This window comes from Luteimonas colneyensis (assembly GCF_014836665.1).
In the GTDB taxonomy this organism is placed as follows: Bacteria; Pseudomonadota; Gammaproteobacteria; order Xanthomonadales; family Xanthomonadaceae; genus Luteimonas; species Luteimonas colneyensis.
The window spans coordinates 60,275-75,349 of record NZ_JACSQJ010000009.1 but is presented as its reverse complement, the minus strand read 5'-3'; the positions used below and the strand labels follow the sequence as shown (position 1 = coordinate 75,349).

Annotated in this window: 14 protein-coding genes; 9 read left to right on the top strand and 5 right to left on the bottom strand. The window is 70.2% G+C overall.

Annotation, left to right across the window (positions count from 1 at the left end):
* Position 1 precedes the first annotated feature (1 nt).
* Together petA and H9645_RS13345 are read right to left on the bottom strand one after the other, a co-directional pair.
* A complete protein-coding gene (petA, locus tag H9645_RS13350; protein ID WP_191730179.1) occupies positions 2-637 on the bottom strand; it encodes a ubiquinol-cytochrome c reductase iron-sulfur subunit in 636 nt (211 codons plus the stop codon).
* 142 nt (positions 638-779) lie between these two features.
* Positions 780-1,736, bottom strand: coding sequence for a transglycosylase SLT domain-containing protein (locus H9645_RS13345; RefSeq protein ID WP_425490251.1), 957 nt, complete (start codon positions 1,734-1,736; stop codon positions 780-782).
* A 181-nt stretch (positions 1,737-1,917) separates the two neighbouring features.
* Between H9645_RS13345 and miaB the strand changes: the two genes are divergently transcribed.
* The 4 genes from miaB (at position 1,918) to ybeY (ending at position 5,188) form a co-directional block, all read left to right on the top strand.
* Positions 1,918-3,339, top strand: a complete 1,422-nt coding sequence (gene miaB, locus H9645_RS13340) for a tRNA (N6-isopentenyl adenosine(37)-C2)-methylthiotransferase MiaB (RefSeq protein WP_191730178.1) — start codon at positions 1,918-1,920, stop codon at positions 3,337-3,339.
* Between the two features lie 12 nt (positions 3,340-3,351).
* A complete protein-coding gene (locus tag H9645_RS13335) occupies positions 3,352-3,594 on the top strand; it encodes a hypothetical protein (RefSeq protein WP_191730177.1) in 243 nt (80 codons plus the stop codon).
* Between the two features lie 75 nt (positions 3,595-3,669).
* On the top strand, positions 3,670-4,695 hold the full coding sequence (locus tag H9645_RS13330; RefSeq protein ID WP_191730176.1) for a PhoH family protein: 1,026 nt from the start codon (positions 3,670-3,672) through the stop codon (positions 4,693-4,695).
* 10 nt (positions 4,696-4,705) lie between these two features.
* The gene (ybeY, locus tag H9645_RS13325; RefSeq protein ID WP_191730175.1) at positions 4,706-5,188 is read left to right on the top strand and encodes an rRNA maturation RNase YbeY; all 483 of its coding nucleotides are present in this window, start codon (positions 4,706-4,708) and stop codon (positions 5,186-5,188) included.
* A 31-nt stretch (positions 5,189-5,219) separates the two neighbouring features.
* Here the strand turns inward: ybeY and H9645_RS13320 are convergent, their stop codons facing one another.
* A complete protein-coding gene (locus H9645_RS13320; RefSeq protein WP_191730174.1) occupies positions 5,220-5,720 on the bottom strand; it encodes a hypothetical protein in 501 nt (166 codons plus the stop codon).
* Positions 5,721-5,983: 263 nt separating this feature from the next.
* Here H9645_RS13320 and H9645_RS13315 point away from each other — a divergent pair, with 263 nt between their 5' ends.
* From H9645_RS13315 to H9645_RS13295, 5 genes are all read left to right on the top strand, one after another.
* Complete coding sequence (locus tag H9645_RS13315) at positions 5,984-6,850, top strand: CorC family transporter (protein ID WP_191730223.1); 867 nt, start codon at positions 5,984-5,986, stop codon at positions 6,848-6,850.
* A 15-nt stretch (positions 6,851-6,865) separates the two neighbouring features.
* Positions 6,866-8,080, top strand: coding sequence for a lipoprotein N-acyltransferase Lnb domain-containing protein (locus tag H9645_RS13310; RefSeq protein WP_191730173.1), 1,215 nt, complete (start codon positions 6,866-6,868; stop codon positions 8,078-8,080).
* Between the two features lie 4 nt (positions 8,081-8,084).
* Positions 8,085-9,086, top strand: a complete 1,002-nt coding sequence (locus tag H9645_RS13305) for a magnesium and cobalt transport protein CorA (protein ID WP_191730172.1) — start codon at positions 8,085-8,087, stop codon at positions 9,084-9,086.
* Between the two features lie 119 nt (positions 9,087-9,205).
* A complete protein-coding gene (locus tag H9645_RS13300) occupies positions 9,206-11,281 on the top strand; it encodes a carbon starvation CstA family protein (RefSeq protein WP_191730171.1) in 2,076 nt (691 codons plus the stop codon).
* The gene (locus tag H9645_RS13295; RefSeq protein ID WP_191730170.1) at positions 11,281-11,505 is read left to right on the top strand and encodes a YbdD/YjiX family protein; all 225 of its coding nucleotides are present in this window, start codon (positions 11,281-11,283) and stop codon (positions 11,503-11,505) included. Before H9645_RS13300 ends, H9645_RS13295 begins: the two co-directional genes overlap by 1 nt.
* Before the next feature lie 12 nt (positions 11,506-11,517).
* Here H9645_RS13295 and H9645_RS13290 read toward each other — a convergent pair whose 3' ends face one another.
* Both H9645_RS13290 and H9645_RS13285 read right to left on the bottom strand, forming a co-directional pair.
* Positions 11,518-12,690 carry a DUF819 family protein gene (locus H9645_RS13290; RefSeq protein WP_425490252.1) on the bottom strand — a complete coding sequence of 391 codons (1,173 nt, stop codon included), beginning with the start codon at positions 12,688-12,690 and terminating at the stop codon, positions 11,518-11,520.
* A 241-nt stretch (positions 12,691-12,931) separates the two neighbouring features.
* Positions 12,932-14,995, bottom strand: coding sequence for a S9 family peptidase (locus H9645_RS13285; RefSeq protein WP_191730168.1), 2,064 nt, complete (start codon positions 14,993-14,995; stop codon positions 12,932-12,934).
* Between the last annotated feature and the right edge of the window lie 80 nt (positions 14,996-15,075).

Sequence of the window (15,075 nt, the reverse complement as noted above, 5' to 3'; positions counted from 1 at the left end):
CTTACGCGGCCCCCTGCGGATCGACGCCGACGACGATGGTGGTGTCGTCGGCGAAATGGTGCGGCGGCACCACGAGGTTGGTCGGTGCCGGCACGCCCTGGTAGACGCGGCCGGCCATGTCGAACTTCGACTTGTGGCAGGGGCAGAAGTAGCCGCCCTTCCATTCCGGATCGAACGGCGCCGGGCCGATCTTGGCGACCATCTCCGGCGAGCAGCCGAGGTGGGTGCAGAGGCCGACGAGCACCGAGATCTCCGGCTTCAGCGAGCGCAGCTCGGGGTTGGCGTCGCGGACGTAGTCCGGCTGCTGCTCGACGTTCTCCGACTTCGGATCGCGCAGCTGGTCGTCCAGCGTCGGCAGCGCCTGCAGGACGGCCTGCGAGCGCTTGACGATCCAGATCGGCTGGCCGCGCCACTCGAGGATCATGCGCTCGCCCTCGGCCAGCGCGCTGATGTCCGCGGTCACCGGCGCACCGGCCAGCTGCGCGCGCTGGCTCGGGAACCAGGTCTTGATGAACGGAACTGCGGCAACGCCGACGCCTGCCGCGCCGACCACCGCCGTCGTGGCTGTGAGGAACCGGCGGCGGCCGTTGTCGACCGTGCCCTCCCCGACAGGATCCATAACCCCTTCGTTGCCCATCGCCACTCCGGAAAACCTACGGTCGCTTGTGTGTGTACTGGCTGCCGCGCGCGCAGCCTCCGTAACCGGAGACGCGCCGCAAAGACGATGAAGTGTAGCGGAACGCCGATTCGAGGGACAACGTCGGCGGTCCAGGACCCGCTCAGTTCGCGGCCAGCTGGGCCCGGTAGCGGTCGGCCAGGACGCCGACGCGCTCGACATAGCGCCGCGTCTCGCTGTACGGCGGCACGCCCTTGTGGCGGTCCACGGCGCCCTCGCCGGCGTTGTAGCCGGCCGCGGCCAGCGTCAGGTCGCCGTTGAACCGCTTGAGCAGCCACGCCAGGTATTTGACCCCGCCGCGGATGTTCTGCGACGGATCGAAGGCGTTGACCACGCCGAACCGGTCGGCGGTGGCGGGCATCAGCTGCATCAGCCCCTGCGCGCCGACGCGGGACAGGGCATTGGGATTGAACGCCGACTCGGCGTGCATGACCGCGCGGATGATCGCCTCCTCGACGCCGAACTCCTGCGCGGCCGCCCTGACCTCCGCGTTGTAGGCGGCGGTGTTGAGCCGCACGTTGGAGAAGTTGAGGCCCGGCGAGCCGCAGGCGTAACAGGATTCGAAGAAGCTGTAGCGAATGGTGCGCACCGCGCTGGCGTCGCCGCCACGCGCGGGCCTGCGGCTGGTGTAGTGGCGCACGCCATCCTTCACGTAGGAGTACACCTGGCCCTGCACCAGACGCCGCGAGCCGGCGCTGGCCGAGGGCGCCGACGGCACCTGGATCGACGGGGAGCCCGCCGTCGTGCCGCCCATGAAGGTCGAGGGCGCATTCGCGTTGATTGACGCCGGCGAGCCTGCCACCGCGGTGGACGCGGTCGCGGCCCCGACGGCTCCGGGCGTGGTCGATGGCTGGCTCGGCCGCGACGGCCGGCCGGGGCGGTAGGTGGTGGCAACCGAGCATTTCGCGCCGCTGATGCGGCGGCTGACATAGCTGGTGACGCCGTCGCCGGCCTCGCAGCGGTAGATGGTGCCGGCCACGGCGGGACCGGCCGCGTCCACGCAGGCCAGGCCGATCATCGCCGCCCAGGCGAACCCCAGGATTGTCCCGTAGCGATTCATCCCCACCCCTCCATTCGCGCGCAGTCTCCTATCTTGGAGGGGCCTTGCCAAGGCCCCGAACCGTGACCATGCCCAAGGAAACGCCCCCCGCCCCCCGCCGCGGCCAGCCCGGCGGCCCGCGGTTTACACTGCGCGACCACCCCCCATCCGGCCCGGACTCACCGCCGCGCCCCGGAACGCCATGACCCACGACCAGACCCTGCCGGACGACGCGTCCGTCGTTCCCGCGCCGCCCGCCCGCGGCAAGCTCTTCATCCAGACCCACGGCTGCCAGATGAACGAATACGACTCGGCACGGATGGCCGACGTGCTGGCGGCCTCCGACGGGCTTGAACTCACCACGAACGTCGAAGAAGCCGACGTGATCCTGGTCAATACCTGCTCGATTCGCGAAAAAGCGCAGGAAAAGGTGTTCAGCCAGCTGGGCCGCTGGAAGGCCCTGAAGCAGGGCGGGCGCCCGGTCCTGATCGGCGTGGGCGGCTGCGTGGCCAGCCAGGAGGGCGAGGCGATCGTGAAGCGCGCGCCCCACGTCGACCTGGTGTTCGGCCCGCAGACCCTGCACCGGCTGCCGGAGCTGCTGCGCGGCCGGCGCGAATCGGGCCGCCCCCAGGTCGACATCAGCTTCCCCGAGATCGAGAAGTTCGACCGCCTGCCCGAGCCGCGGGCGGAGGGCCCCAGCGCCTTCGTCTCGATCATGGAGGGCTGCAGCAAGTACTGCTCGTTCTGCGTGGTGCCCTACACCCGCGGCGAGGAGGTCAGCCGGCCTTTCGAGGACGTGCTGGTGGAAGTGATGCAGCTCGCGGCCCAGGGCGTGCGCGAGGTCAACCTGCTGGGGCAGAACGTCAACGCCTACCGCGGGCCCATCGCTTCCGAAGGGAATGGGGGCGACGGCGGGGAGACGGCCGACCTCGGCCTGCTGATCCGCACCATCGCCGAGATCGAGGGCATCGACCGCATCCGCTTCACCACCTCGCACCCGCTGGAGTTCTCGGACTCGCTGGTCGAGGCCTACCGCGACGTGCCGCAGCTGGCCAACTACCTGCACCTGCCGGTGCAGTCGGGTTCGGACCGCATCCTGTCGGCGATGAAGCGCGGCTACACCGCGCTCGAGTTCAAGCAGAAAATCAGGAAGCTGCGCGCGGTGCGCCCGGACATCTCCATCTCCTCGGACTTCATCGTCGGCTTCCCGGGCGAGACCGATGCCGACTTCGAGAAGACCATGAAGCTGATCGAGGACGTGGGCTTCGACCAGTCGTTCTCCTTCATCTACTCGCGCCGCCCGGGTACGCCCGCCGCGGACCTCGAGGACAGCGTGTCCAGCGAGGTGAAGCACGCGCGCCTGTCGCGGCTGCAGGCGCACATCAACGAATATTCGGCCGGCATCTCGCGGGCGATGGTCGGCAGCGTGCAGAAGGTGCTGGTGACCGGGCCCTCGCGCAGGAACCCGGAGGAACTCACCGGCAAGACCGAGAACATGCGCCCGGTGAACTTCGCCGGGCATCCGCGCCTGGTGGGGCAGTTCGTCGACGTGGTGATCACCGGGGCGCTGAGCAATTCGCTGCGCGGCCGCATGGCCACGGCCGAATCGCCGGCCACGGACTGAGGTCCGCGCGACGTGGCGCCGGACCAGCACCCGACACCATCCACCGGCAGGCGCCGCGTCGATCCGCTGGGTCTCTGGCTCTGCTGCCTGGCCGCGCTCGGCCTGGCCCGTGCCTGGCTGTACCTCGTGCGTGACGCCGGCGCCGCGGGCGCCGTCGGCTGGATCTGGTTCGGCGGCTCGGTGCTCCTGGGCGCTGCCGGACTGGTCCTGGTCCTGCGCGGCCTGCGCCGCGTCCGGCCGGACCGAGGGGCCTGACCCGCACGCGTGCCGCCCGCAACGTGGAGGCCGCGTGCACGCAGCACGCGCCGGCCGCGCTACCCTTGCCCGCCTATGTCCAGTTCCCACCAGCGTGACTTCAGCCTCGAGCCCGCCGACACCGAGCGGCTGGCCAACCTCGGCGGCCCCTTCGATGCCCACCTGCGCCAGATCGAACTGGCGCTCGGCGTCGAGATCGCCAACCGCGGCAACGTTTTCCGCGTGCGCGGCGACGATGCCGGGCGCGTCGACGAAGCCGAGCGCCTGCTGCGCGACCTGTACGAGGAATCCGCCAGCGAAACCTTCGACGCACACGCGATCAACCTGCGCGTGAACGCCTCGCGCGCGGTGCAGGCGGATGCCGCGGCACCGGCCACGCCCGGCCCCGGGCGCGGCGGTGATCCCGACTTCGTGCCGCAGACGGTCGCCATCCGCGTCAAGCGCGGCACCATCCGCGGCCGCGGCCCGAACCAGCAGAAGTACCTGCACGCGATCGCGACCCACGACATCAACTTCGGCATCGGCCCGGCGGGCACCGGCAAGACCTTCCTGGCCGTGGCCAGCGCGGTCGAGGCGCTCAACGAGTCCCGCGTGCAGCGCCTGGTGCTGGTGCGTCCGGCGGTGGAGGCTGGCGAGAAGCTCGGCTTCCTGCCCGGCGACCTGTCGCAGAAGGTCGATCCCTACCTGCGCCCGCTGTACGACGCGCTGTACGAGATGCTGGGCGTGGAGAAGGTGCTGAAGCTGCTGGAGAAGAACGTCATCGAGATCGCGCCGCTGGCCTACATGCGCGGGCGCACCCTCAACGACGCCTACGTGATCCTGGACGAGGCGCAGAACACCACCATCGAGCAGATGAAGATGTTCCTGACCCGGCTGGGCTTCGGCAGCACGGCCGTGGTCACCGGCGACCTCACCCAGATCGACCTGCCGAAATCCACGAAGTCCGGCCTGCGCGACGCGCTGGAGGTGCTGCGCGACGTCGACGGCGTCAGCTTCACCTTCTTCGAGTCGCGCGACGTCGTGCGCCATCCGCTGGTGGCGAAGATCGTCAACGCCTACGACCGCCGCGACGCGAAGGACGCCCCGACCGGTCCGGCGTAGACTGGCGGGCATGACCCAGGGTCCCGTCCGCCTCGACGTCTCCGTCGGCTACGCCCTCCCCCGCGCCGGCGTCCCGGCGGCGGTGAGCTTCCGCAAATGGGTGGCCGCGGCGCTGGCCGGGCGCATCCGTGAAGCCGACCTCGCCATCCGCCTGGTCGACGCGAAGGAGGGCCGCGCCCTCAACCGCCACTACCGCGGCCGGGACTACGCCACCAACGTCCTGAGCTTCCCCGCCGACCTGCCCGAGGGCCTGCCGGAGGGCGTGCGCCTGCCGCTGCTCGGCGACCTGGTGCTGTGCGCGCCGGTGGTCGCCCGCGAGGCGCGCGAGCAGGGCAAGCCGCTGGCCGCCCACTACGCCCACCTGACCGTCCACGGCACCCTGCACCTGCTGGGCTGGGACCACGGCAACGACGTGGAGGCGGACGCCATGGAGCAGCTGGAGCGCGAGATCCTGGCCGGACTCGGGATCGACGATCCCTACCGCGAAGGCTGAGCCGCTGCCGGCCGGCCCGACCGCCGGTGCCTCACAGGCAGTCGACCAGGCCATCGAACAGCGTCCGCCCGCTCCCAGGCAGCGTCGCATACAGCGGCTCTTCGCCCTGCAGCGCATCCAGCAGTGCCTCGATGGTCGTGCGGGGCTCCAGGGGCGACGCGCACAGCCAGGCGGGTGCGTCCGAGGTGATGTGGCCGCGGCGTGGATCCACGGACTCCTCGCTGGCCGCGAAGCTCCAGGCGCACTGGCCGATCCGGCCTGTCACGCGCTGCACCGAACACACGTAGCGCAGCGCCTGGATGTTGGTGTACTCGCCTTCGCAGAAGGTATCCCCGCAGATGTCGTCGAAATTCCGCGCCAGCTGGCGGCGGAGCATGAACCAGGCTTCGATGTCCGCCTCGGCCCGGAGATAGGCGGAAGCGTCGACGAAGACGGGTCCGCGCTCGGCCGGTTCCCCGGAGTGCGCAGGCGCGACGCACGACAGCAGGGCGAGCGTCGCGGGCAGGATGGAGCGGATGCGGGTGGCAGGCATGGTCTGGTCCTCCGGTGGCGTGTCCGCGCCGCGGCGCGGGGGCCGCATCCTGCGGGCCCGGTGCCATCCTCGCGAGCCGGACGCGACCGCGCATCCGGCCGGCACCCCACCATGGCAACGGGAACCCGCCAGGCGCGGCGTGGGCCGAGTCCGGCGCCGCCGTCGGCCCCCGCCACGCGGTCGTCCCGCGTCGTGCCAGCGGGCGCGGCGGCGCCGCTGTAAACTGCCCGGGTCGCCCCGCCCGGGGCGCTGACATGACCGCAATGCCCGAAGACGACAGTAGTCACAGCGCCGCGCCGGACGGTCCGGAACGGCGGCGCAGCTGGTTCGAGCGCCTGAGCTCGGCGATCACCGGCGAGCCCGGCACCCGCGACGACCTGGTGGAGCTGCTGCGCGACGCCCAGGCCGATGACCTGATCGGGGCCGACACCCTGCGCATGATGGAGGGCGCGATCGCGGTCTCCGACATGACCGTGGGCGACGTGATGGTCCCGCGCTCGCAGATGGTCTCGCTGCCCGTGGAGGCGCGTTTCATCGACCTGATGAAGCAGGTGGTCGAGTCCGGCCACTCGCGCTTCCCGGTGCACGGCGAGGACAAGGACGAGATCCTCGGCATCCTGCTGGCCAAGGACCTGCTGCGCGGCGTGGTCGCCGACAACGGCCCGGGCACGGTGCGCGAGCTGCTGCGCCCGGCGGTGCTGATTCCCGAGTCGAAGAAGCTCAACGTGCTGCTGCGCGAGTTCCGCCAGTCGCGCAACCACATGGCGATCGTGATCGACGAATACGGCGGGGTCGCCGGCGTGATCACCATCGAGGACGTGCTCGAGGAGATCGTCGGCGAGATCGACGACGAGCACGACGAAGCGGAGGACCCCGCGGCGCTGATCGCCGCCCAGGCCGACGGCCAGTACGTGGTCGACGCCCTGACCCCGATCGACGACTTCAACGAGCGCTTCGGCGCCGATTTCGACGACGACGAGTACGACACCATCGGGGGCCTGGTCACGGCCGCCATCGGCCACCTGCCCGAAGCCGGCGAGGAGCTGACGCTCGGACGCTTCAGCTTCCGCGTCGCCAGCGCCGACGCGCGCCGGCTGCATGCGCTGCACCTGTCGATCCATGGCGACTGAAGCCGCCGCGCGCCGATGGCCCTGACCCCGGGACGCGGCCCGCGCCCGGTGCTCCGGCACCCCCTCGCCGCGCTGGCCCTGCTGGCCCTGCTGGTCTCCTGCCTGCCGGCGCTGGCCGCCCCGCGCATCGGCGTGGCCACGATGCAGCCGGGCGAGATCTTCTTCGAACGCTTCGGCCACAACGCGATCGTCGTCGACGACCCGGCCGCCGGCCCGCCGCTGTCCTACAACTTCGGCTTCTTCGACCCGTCCGAGCCCGACTTCCACCTGCGCTTCCTGCGCGGCGAGATGCGCTACCGCCTGGCTGTGCTGCCCTTCGCGGAGGACCTGGCCTACTACGAGAGCGTGGGCCGCGGCGTCTCGATCCAGTGGCTCGACCTCGACGACGGGGCCGCCACCGCACTCGCCGCCCGGCTGGCATGGAACGCGCTGCCGGAAAACGCGGCCTACACCTACGACTACTTCACCGACAACTGCTCGACGCGCGTGCGCGACGCCATCGACGCCGCCCTGGACGGCGCGCTGGCGCGCCGGCTGCAGGGCCGCTCGCAGGGCAATACCTTCCGCAGCGAGGCGGTGCGCCTGGCGCGTCCGGACCCGCTGATGGCGCTGGGCTTCGACGTCGGCCTCGGACCGGCATCGGACCACCCCAACGCACTCTGGGACGACGCCTTCGTGCCGATGCGGCTGGCCCAGTCGCTGCGCGAGATGCAGCTGGCCGACGGCCGGCCGCTGGTGGCCAGCGAAGAAGTGCTGCTGCCGCATCGCCTCGGGCCCGAGCCGGAGCCGCGACCCGTCGCATGGTGGCCCTGGCTGCTTGCCGGCCTGGCCCTGGCGGCCGCCGCGTGGACACAGCGCCGGCGACCGCGCGCCGTCGCCGCGATGGCGCTGCCCGCGTGGGCGCTGTGCGCGCTGGCCGGTGCGCTGCTGCTCTACATCTGGTTCGGCACCGCGCACCGCTTCGGCTGGGCCAACCACAACCTGCTGCTGCTGAATCCCCTGTGCCTGCTGCTGCTGCCCGGCGCCTGGCGGATCGCCCGCGGACGCGCCGGCGGCCGGCTGTTCGGGGCGGTACTCGTGGTCGTGGCGGCGATGGCGGTGGTCGCGCCGTTCCTGCTGTGGATGCCGCTGCAGTCGCAGCGCAACGGCCACTGGGTGGCGCTGCTGCTGCCGCTGCAGCTGGCCCTGGCGGCCGCCCTCCACCCGCGCGTCCGGCGCGCGACGGAGTGATGGCATGAGCGACGAGCGCGCGCCCCGCCTGCCTCCCAGCGTGATCAACTGCGCGGCCTACGACCGCGCGGGTCGGCGCCGCGACATCGACCTCGAGGCGATCAGCGACGTCCTCGCCGTCGACGACGGCAGCTTCGTCTGGATCGGCCTGTACGAGCCCGATGAAGGCGTGCTGGAGAAGCTGCAGGAGGAGTTCGGCCTGCACGACCTCGCGATCGAGGACGCGCACAAGGCGCACCAGCGGCCCAAGCTCGAGGCCTATGGCGACTCGCTGTTCCTGGTCGCGCACACGGTGCAGGTGGTCGGCGAACGCATCCGCCACGGCGAGACCCACGCCTTCCTGGGTCCGCGCTACCTGGTCACGGTGCGCCACGGACACTCGCTGTCCTATGCCCCGGCCCGCACCCGGCTCGAACGCGATCCGACGCTGATGGCGCTGGGTCCGGCATCCGGGCTGTATGCGGTGCTCGACGCCATCGTCGACAACTACCTGCCGATCGTGGACGAGTTCAGCGCCACCCTGCAGGCGCTGGAACAGGACGTCTTCAGCGAGACCTACCGCCGCGGCACCATCCGCCGCCTGTACGACCTGAAGCGCGAGCTCACCCACATGCGCGTGGCGGTGACGTCGATGCAGGACGTCCTGTCGCAGCTGGTGCGCACCGGCGGCGCGCTGGTATCCGGCGACGTGCGCCTGTACCTGCGCGACGTGCTCGACCATTCCGTCCGCGCCGCCGATGCCGTCGACCTGCTGCGCGACATGCTGGGCACCGCGCTGGGCGTCAACCAGGCGCTGGTGACCCTGGCCCAGGGCGAGGTGGTCAAGCGCCTGGCGGGCTGGGCCGCGCTGCTCGCGGCGCCGACGCTCATCGCCAGCTGGTACGGCATGAACTTCGTCCACATGCCCGAACTGCATGGCCGCTGGAGCTATCCGGTGCTGGTGGGCGCGGTGGTGCTGGTGGTAGCACTGCTGTACAGCTACCTGCGCAAGGTCCGCTGGCTCTGACCGCCGTTCCACGCCTACGACCAAAGTCTTAGCCGGAGTCTCGCCGCAGCGCAGCATTGGCGATTGACCGTGATCGGAGTAGAAGCGACCCTGATCCCAACTACCGGACGGGGCGTGTCATGAAGGGTGGAATCGGCAAGGTCGCATGGGCGGCGCTGGCAGTGCTGGGCGCGTTCTGCCTCGGCACCATCGCGCTCAGGCGCGGGGAATCGATCAACGCGCTGTGGATCGTGGTGGCCGCGGTCTCGATCTACCTGGTCGCCTACCGCTTCTATGCGCGCTTCATCGCCGACCGGGTGTTCAACCTCGACGCCAGCCGCGCCACGCCGGCGATGGTCCACAACGACGGCCTCGACTACGTCCCCACCAACAAGCACGTGCTGTTCGGCCACCACTTCGCGGCGATCGCCGGCGCAGGCCCGCTGGTCGGCCCGGTGCTGGCGGCGCAGATGGGCTACCTGCCCGGGACCCTGTGGCTGATCGTCGGCGTGGTGCTGGCCGGCGCGGTGCAGGACTTCATGGTGCTGGTGGTCTCCAGCCGCCGCGACGCACGCTCGCTCGGCGACCTCGTGCGCGAGGAGATGGGCCGGATCCCGGGCACCATCGCGCTGTTCGGCGCCTTCCTGATCATGATCATCATCCTCGCGGTGCTGGCGATGATCGTGGTGAAGGCGCTCGCCGAGAGTCCCTGGGGCATGTTCACCGTGATCGCGACCATGCCGATCGCGATCTTCATGGGCATCTACATGCGCTACCTCCGGCCCGGGAAGATCGGCGAGATCTCGGTGATCGGCCTGGTGCTGCTGATGGCGGCGATCTGGTTCGGCGGCAGCGTCGCCGAACACCCGACCTGGGGCCCGGCGTTCACCTTCACCGGCACCCAGATCACCTGGATGCTGATCGGCTACGGCTTCGTGGCCGCGGTGCTGCCGGTGTGGCTGCTGCTGGCGCCGCGCGACTACCTCTCCACCTTCCTCAAGATCGGCGTGATCATCGGCCTGGCCATCGGCATCCTGATCACGATGCCGCTGCTGCAGATGCCGGCGCTGACCCAGTTCACCGACGGCACCGGCCCGGTGTGGAAGGGCTCGATGTTCCCGTTCCTGTTCATCACGATCGCCTGTGGCGCGGTCTCGGGCTTCCACGCGCTGATCGCCTCGGGCACCACGCCGAAGCTGATGGCCAACGAGCGCCACGCACCCTATCTGGGCTACGGCGGCATGCTGATGGAATCGTTCGTGGCGATCATGGCCATGGTCGCGGCCTCGATCATCGACCCGGGCGTGTACTTCGCCATGAACAGCCCGGCCGCGATCATCGGTACCGACCCGGCCGCCGTGGCCCAGGTGGTGTCCAGCTGGGGCTTCACCGTCACACCGGACGTGCTGCTGAAGACCGCCGAGGACGTCGGCGAGGCCTCGATCATCTCGCGCGCCGGCGGCGCGCCGACGCTGGCGGTGGGCATCGCCCAGATCTTCCACGCCGTGATCCCCGGCGAAGGCATGATGGCCTTCTGGTACCACTTCGCGATCCTGTTCGAGGCGCTGTTCATCCTCACCGCGGTCGACGCCGGCACCCGCGCCGGGCGCTTCATGCTGCAGGACCTGCTCGGCAACTTCGTGCCGGCGATGCGCAGGACCGAGTCCTGGGGCCCGAACCTCATCGCCACCGGCGGCTGCGTCGCGCTGTGGGGCTACTTCCTCTACCAGGGCGTCACCGATCCGCTGGGCGGCATCAACATGCTGTGGCCGCTGTTCGGCATCGCCAACCAGATGCTCGCCGGCATCGCGCTGATGCTGTGCACCGTGGTGCTGTTCAAGATGAAGAAGGACCGCTACGCCTGGGTGCCGATCGTGCCGACGGTGTGGCTGCTGGCCTGCACGCTGAGCGCGGGCTGGATCAAGATCTTCGACAGCAATCCGGGCGTCGGCTTCCTGGCCCAGGCGAACAAGTACCGCGCGGCGATCAACGCCGGCGAACTGATCGCACCCTCGAAGGACTTCGGCGGCATGCAGCAGATCATGTTCAACAACTACGTCAACGCCGGGCTCACCGCGCTCTTCATGTTCGTGGTGCTGGCAGTGCTGTTCTATTCGGTCAGCGCGGTGCGCAAGGCGCGCGCGAACCCGGCGCGCAGCGATCGCGAGACGGCCTACGTGGCGCTGACCGACGAACAGCAGAAGGTCTGGCTCTGATGGCCGGCGCGCTGGTCCCGCTGGACCATTTCGCCACCCACAAACGTGTGTGGCGGAGGGTCCTCCAGACCGCGCGCCTCTGCTGCGGGATCCCCGACTACGACAACTACGTGCGCCACGTGCTGGAGAAGCACCCGGACCGGGAGCCGATGGACTACCCGACCTTCTTCCGGGAGCGGCAGGAGGCCCGCTACGGCGGGCGCGGCGGGTTCCGCTGCTGCTGATCCGGTAGCAGGCTAAGCCCCCGCCATGATCCTCAGCACCTGGCCCAGGCCATAGGCGAGTACTGTGCCGGTGGCGTAGCCCACGGTCCCGAGCAGCACACCGACCGGGGCGAGATTGGGATGGAACGCCGCCGCGACCACCGGTGCCGAGGCCGCGGCGCCGACGTTGCCCTGCGAGCCCACGCCGAAGTAGAACAGCGGTGCCTTGACCAGACGAGCGGCATACCAGATCACCGCGACGTGGATCGACATCCACATCAATCCGATCACCACCAGCTCCGGCCGGTTGGCAAGCTTCATGAAGTCCATCTGCATGCCGATGCACGCGATCAGGAAGTAGAGGAACACCGTCCCGACGCGCGACGCGCCCGCATCCTCGAGCCGCCGCACGCGCGTGAAACTCAGCAGCAGGCCACCCAGGGTCGACAGCACGACGACCCACACGAAGGGCGCGTCGAGGCTGAACTGCGAGGACCATGGCGCATTGGCCTTGAACCAGGCCGATGCCGGCTCCGCGATGGCATGGGAAAGGCCCACGATGCCGAAGGCCCAGCCGATGATCACCATCAGGTCCGACAGCGTGGGAATGCGGGCGTTCGCGGCCTCGTAGGCCGCCATCCGGTGCTTCATCTCGTCGAGCGCGCTCGTATCGGCCCCGCTGCGCGCATCGATGGCGTCTGCACGGTTGGCGAGGAAGAGAAGCGTTGCCATCAGCAGGCTGGCGATGGCCACGTCGACCACGGCGAACTGCCCGAACAGGGTGGCGTCGACCTCGTAGATCTCACGGATCGCAACCATGTTGGCACCGCCGCCCATCCAGCTTCCGGACAGCGCGGCCATGCCTTTCCAGGTATCTCCCGCGACCGCGGCCGGCCAGACCCACTCCAGCACCTGGAAGGTGACGACTGCTCCGAGCAGGATGCCGAACGTGCCCGCGCAGAACACGAACAGCAGCTTGGGCCCGAGCTTGAGGATGCCCTTCAGGTCGATCGACAGCGTCAGCAGCACCAGCGCCGCCGGCAGCAGCACGCGGCTGGCCAGGTGGTAGAGCGCGCTGCCCTCGCCGTCGATCAGTCCCGCGGTGTTGTAGAACGCCGGCACGAAGTAGCACAGCAGGAGTGCCGGTACCCAGGCGAAGAACTTCTTCCAGAACGGCGTCGGGCCCGAGGCGAGCCAGAAGATCATGCCCAGGGTGGCGGCGATCAGGCCGAAGACCACGATGTCGTTGGCGAGCAGCGGGGCGGCCGTCTCGACCGCGGCGGCGGCGCCGACGGGGTCGAGGGCGTCGATGGCCGCGGCTTCGGCAGGGGCTTCGGGCGCGGCGGGTGCGTAGGCCATCGATGGTGTTCCTGTGTGCGGGGCGGGAAAGGGGACGTGCGGAAACGACAGCGCGGCCGGCATGCTCGCCGGCCGCGCGCCGGGACACTTACTGGCCGATGTGCCGCTTCAACCAGGCGTTGACGGTGTCGTGCCAGAAGACGCTGTTCTGCGGCTTCAGCACCCAGTGGTTCTCGTCGGGGAAGTACATCAACTTCGACTCGATCCCCTGGCGCTGCAGCGCGGTGAAGGTCGACAGGCTCTGGTCGATCGGCACGCGGAAGTCGTTCTGGCCGGCCACCACCAGCATCGGCACGCGCCACTTGTCGATGTGGCGCGCCGGGTTGTGGCGCTCGTAGGCTTCCGGATTGTCGAAGACGGTGCCGCCGTTCTCCCACTCGGTGAACCACAGCTCCTCGGTCACCAGGCCCATCGACCGGGTGTCGAACACGCCGTTGTGGTTGACCAGGCACTTCCACGGCCCGTTCCAGTTGCCGGCGATCCAGTTGACCATGTAGCCGCCGTAGCTCGCGCCCAGCGCGCAGGCCTTTTCGCCGTCGAGGAAGGGGTATTGCTGCTGCGCCGCGGCCCAGCCCTTCTGCAGGTCCTCCAGCGGCGCACCGCCCCAGTCGCCGCTGATCGCGTCGGTGAAGGCCTGGCCGTAGCCGGTGGAGCCGTGGAAATCGATCATCACCACGGCATAGCCCTGGCCGGCGTAGGTCTGCGGGTTCCAGCGGTAGCTCCAGCCGTTGCCGAAGCTGCCCTGGGGGCCGCCGTGGATCAGGAAGGCGACCGGGTACTGGCGGCCCTCCTCGAAGTTCCAGGGCTTGACCACGTAGCCGTGCACCGTGTCGCCCTTGGCACCCTTGAAGCTGAACTGTTCGAAGGCGCCGAAGTCCACGTCCGGCAGGCGCTCGGCCGCGGTCGGGGTGATCGCGCGCACGCCCTGCCCGTCCGGCGAGGCGACGTGGATGACGTCGCCGGTGTCGATCGCGTTGCGGCTGAACACGAGGGTTTCGCCCGCGACCTCGAACGAGGACACGCTGCCGCCGTCGACCAGCTTGGTGACCTCGCCGGTGGCGACGTCGACGCGGAACAGCGGGTACTCGCCGGTGTCCTGCGCGGCCACGTACAGCGCGCGGCCGTCGGCCGAGGGCTGCAGGCTGCTCGGCGAGCGGTCCCAGTCCGGGGCGATTTCGCGGCGCTCGCCAGTGGCCAGGTCCAGCGCCATCAGCGCGTAGCGGTCGGCCTCGAAGCCCGGGCGCTTCATGGCGCGATAGAACAGCGTGCCACCGTCGGCGCTGAACACCGGACCCGCGTCCCAGGCCTGGTTGTCGGCGGTGAGGTTCACCGGTGCGGTGCCGCCGGCGGCGTCGAGGCGATAGAGGTCGAAATTGGTCGACCACGGCTCCTCGCGCCCCGCGACCTTGACGCTGGCGACGAGGCTGCGGCCGTCGGGCGCCCAGGTGTAGTCCTCGGCGCCGCCGAACGGCCGGCCGGGCACGTCGCCGTCGAGCGCGCCGCTGACCGCGGTTGCCTCCGCGACCGGCTTCGCGCCCTTCCCCGGAAGCGTGGCCACGAACAGCCGGTTGCGGGTGCCATCGGCCCAGGTGTCCCAATGGCGCACGAACAGCTGGTCGTAGACCACGCCGGACACCTTGGACTCCTTGCGGGCGTCCATGCGCTGCTTCGTGCAGGCGAAGTCCGCGCCGCAGTCGCCGAAGACGCCGGCGCTGAACGCGATGCGGCTGCCGTCGGGCGAGACGTGGTAGGTCCCGACGTCGGTCGCGAAGCCGGTCAGCTGCCGCGGTTCGCCGCCGGCCAGCGGGATCGCGTAGAGCTGCTGCGAGCCGTGCTTCGCGCTGAGGAAGTAGACCGTGGCGCCATCCGGCGAGAACGCCGGCGAATTGACGCTCCAGCCCTCGGGCGTCAGCCGCTTCGGCGGCGCGAGGTCGCGCGTCACCAGGTTGCGCACGTACAGCGCCGAGGTGCCGGAATTCGCCTCGAGGTCGATGCTGCGCTGGGCGAAGACCAGGTGCCGGCCGTCGGGCGAGAGGGTCGGCGAGCTCACCCGCTCCATCGCGGCCAGGTCGCGGCCCTCGAGGCCGCGGGCGTCGGCGACCGCGGGCAGCGCGGCGAGCAGGCACAGGGTCAACAGGGCGGTGCGCGGCATGGATCGGGACTCCGGACGGAAAGGCCCGATGGTAGGCGGCGGGGGCCGCCCGCGCAAAGGCGGGAAGTCCCGCCCCGCGC

Coding starts and splice junctions, on each gene's coding strand:
- petA (WP_191730179.1), bottom strand. CDS start 637: ATGGGCAACGAAGGGGTTATGGATCCTGTCGGGGAGGGCACGGTCGAC.
- H9645_RS13345 (WP_425490251.1), bottom strand. CDS start 1,736: ATGAATCGCTACGGGACAATCCTGGGGTTCGCCTGGGCGGCGATGATC.
- miaB (WP_191730178.1), top strand. CDS start 1,918: ATGACCCACGACCAGACCCTGCCGGACGACGCGTCCGTCGTTCCCGCG.
- H9645_RS13330 (WP_191730176.1), top strand. CDS start 3,670: ATGTCCAGTTCCCACCAGCGTGACTTCAGCCTCGAGCCCGCCGACACC.
- ybeY (WP_191730175.1), top strand. CDS start 4,706: ATGACCCAGGGTCCCGTCCGCCTCGACGTCTCCGTCGGCTACGCCCTC.
- H9645_RS13320 (WP_191730174.1), bottom strand. CDS start 5,720: ATGCCTGCCACCCGCATCCGCTCCATCCTGCCCGCGACGCTCGCCCTG.
- H9645_RS13315 (WP_191730223.1), top strand. CDS start 5,984: ATGCCCGAAGACGACAGTAGTCACAGCGCCGCGCCGGACGGTCCGGAA.
- H9645_RS13310 (WP_191730173.1), top strand. CDS start 6,866: ATGGCCCTGACCCCGGGACGCGGCCCGCGCCCGGTGCTCCGGCACCCC.
- H9645_RS13305 (WP_191730172.1), top strand. CDS start 8,085: ATGAGCGACGAGCGCGCGCCCCGCCTGCCTCCCAGCGTGATCAACTGC.
- H9645_RS13300 (WP_191730171.1), top strand. CDS start 9,206: ATGAAGGGTGGAATCGGCAAGGTCGCATGGGCGGCGCTGGCAGTGCTG.
- H9645_RS13295 (WP_191730170.1), top strand. CDS start 11,281: ATGGCCGGCGCGCTGGTCCCGCTGGACCATTTCGCCACCCACAAACGT.
- H9645_RS13290 (WP_425490252.1), bottom strand. CDS start 12,690: ATGATCTTCTGGCTCGCCTCGGGCCCGACGCCGTTCTGGAAGAAGTTC.
- H9645_RS13285 (WP_191730168.1), bottom strand. CDS start 14,995: ATGCCGCGCACCGCCCTGTTGACCCTGTGCCTGCTCGCCGCGCTGCCC.